Here is a 1,682-nt window from a genome sequence, read left to right as displayed (position 1 = left end):
CATAATCTATTCTAACCCAAAACAGGCAGTTTTGCCAATGCTAATTCAAGATTATTTGGACATCTGTGATCCAGTGCTGACTTTTGATAGATTTATGGGAGAAATCGAACTGGAGAAATATCTGAAAAATATTCCTCAACATGATACAGGAAGACTTAGGTATGACCCGGTCAGCATGCTGAAAACAGTTTTGTTTGGATTTATGGCGAATGGCTATATATCATTGCGTGAACTGGAGGATCAGTGTAAAGTGAATCTCCGCTTCATGTATCTTATGGATCATCAAGCACCTTCTTACCGCACTTTCGGCTACTTCATCAACGAAGTTCTTGCTGATTCCATTGAAGAAATATTTCAAGACATAAACAAAAAAATCTTCAAGACAGAACATGTGGATCTTCAACATCTATACATTGATGGATCCAAGTTTGAAGCAAATGCGAATAAATACTCCTGGGTATGGAAAAAAGCAACCGAAAAATCCAGATACCGTCTCTTTGGTAAGATCACTACACTCTTTGAGGAAATCAATGAGGAACTTTCATGTACAGGTATGAAACTTTGTATCAATAGTGAATACGCACCAGAGTATCTGAAGGAAGCTGCTGAACAGTATGCAGAAGTCTGGCAGATTAATGAAGCAATATTTGTTCATGGCAGGGGACATCGCAAAACTACACAGCAACGTCATTATGAGAAACTCAAAGGGTATGCTGCTAAGTTGGAAGAATACGTGGAAAAAATCAAAATCTGTGGAGAAGATCGCAACAGCTACTCAAAAACAGATCATTCGGCCACTTTTATGCGAATCAAGACAGACTACATGGGAAATGACCAGTTGCTTCCAGCTTATAATGTACAGGTCGGTGTTGCAGATGAATACATTGCTGTTGTTGATGTAAATCAGTATCGTTCAGATATGGGTTGTTTTATTCCATTAATGAACAAGTTTTATACTACATATGGCTTCTATCCGAAGTACCCAGTAGCAGATGCCGGCTATGGTTCTTACAACAATTACATCTTCTGTGAGCAGCAAGGAATGGAAAAATATATGAAGTTTCCCATGTTCAAGAAAGAAACTACGGACAAGAAATACCATGAAGATCCATTTCGTGCAGTAAATTTTCCAATCGGGGAAGACGGAATCATGCGTTGCCCAAACGGGAAAAACTTTTATCTTCAGTATCGAAAAAACGTAAAAGGGAACAAGTATGGGCGACAGGAAGAAGTGTATCAGTGTGAAGACTGCTCCGGCTGTCCATACGCAGAACAATGTAAAAAGACAGACAAAAACCGTACTGTTCGGATCAACCGCGAACTTACAGCGATGCATCAGGAAGTGATAGAAAATCTCGAAAGTATCCAGGGAGCGCTTCTAAGGATGAACAGATCCATTCAGGCAGAAGGTACCTTTGGTATCATGAAAAACGACCGGTGGTACAAAAGAATTGTCCGAAGAGGGATAAAATCTGTATTGCTTGAAGTATTTCTCGTTTCTATCGGACACAATCTTTATAAATATCACAACAAACAGAAAAAAAGTTGCAGCTACCGCATAGGAGTTCATAATAGCATTCTTATGGGGGAAGGGGAATTATGCCCTTTTTTATGTAATATAACTATTATTATAATCATAAGCAAAAGGACGCATGAAAAAACTCTCGTTTTTTCACACGCCC

At 38.9% G+C, this 1,682-nt stretch carries 1 protein-coding gene; it reads left to right on the top strand.

Annotation, left to right across the window (positions count from 1 at the left end; genetic code table 11):
- Window position 1 precedes the first annotated feature (1 nt).
- Window positions 2-1,682: IS1182 family transposase (locus tag LI162_RS15155; RefSeq protein WP_227156869.1), on the top strand; the 1,681-nt coding region annotated here is incomplete at its 3' end.

The sequence above is a fragment of the Mediterraneibacter sp. 210702-DFI.3.120 genome (assembly GCF_020561005.1).
Lineage (GTDB): Bacteria > Bacillota > Clostridia > Lachnospirales > Lachnospiraceae > Mediterraneibacter > Mediterraneibacter faecis.
This window is presented reverse-complemented; position numbering and strand designations above follow the sequence as displayed.